Annotated in this window: 2 protein-coding genes; both read left to right on the top strand. The window is 76.7% G+C overall.

Annotation, left to right across the window (positions count from 1 at the left end; all coding sequences use genetic code 11):
• On the top strand, nt 1-343 hold a 343-nt coding region (locus GT042_RS30530), incomplete at its 5' end, for an SWIM zinc finger family protein (RefSeq protein ID WP_161311928.1).
• Nucleotides 340-541 (top strand): hypothetical protein (locus GT042_RS30525; protein ID WP_161311927.1); only part of this gene is annotated, 202 nt, incomplete at its 3' end. The genes GT042_RS30530 and GT042_RS30525, both read left to right, overlap by 4 nt.

The following is a 541-nucleotide window of genomic DNA, read 5'->3' as shown; positions in this document are numbered from 1 at the left end:
CCTGGGCACGGCGGGGCGCGTCGGCTACGACGTCGCGGACGCGGCCTACTTCCACCGCGAGCTGCCGTACGACGCTTCCCGCGCCGAGCGGCACAACCCGCGGCTGGTCGCGGCCCGCGCCCTGCTCGACGCGGGCGCGGTGATGCTGGCGGGCGATCTGGCCCGGGTGGCCTCCGGCGAACGGCACTATCAGGTACGGGAGTCGGGCGGGGCGCTGAGCTGCACCTGCCGGTGGTGGGCCGACCACCGGGGAGCACGCGGGCCGTGCAAGCACGCGCTGGCCGTGCGGATGGCGCGGCGCGACACGGTCCTGGCCACTCTGACCGGAGGCGGCCCCCGATGAGCGAGCTGCTGGACGTTGTACGGGCCGGCCGGGTCGAGGACGTTCCCGGGCTGGTCAAGCCACTGACGGCGCGAGAGCGCGCGGCGGAGCTGCGGGAGCTCAAGGCGCTGCGCGCCGAGGTACGGGACCAGCTATGGACAGCGGGCCGGCGGGAGCGGCGGCGCCTGCGGGACGCGCTGCTGGTGGCCGGGGCGGGGT

The sequence above is a fragment of the Streptomyces sp. SID3212 genome, assembly GCF_009865405.1.
Classification (GTDB): domain Bacteria; phylum Actinomycetota; class Actinomycetes; order Streptomycetales; family Streptomycetaceae; genus Streptomyces.
Note: the sequence above shows the minus strand (reverse complement) of the source record. Positions and strands in the feature narration are given on the sequence as shown.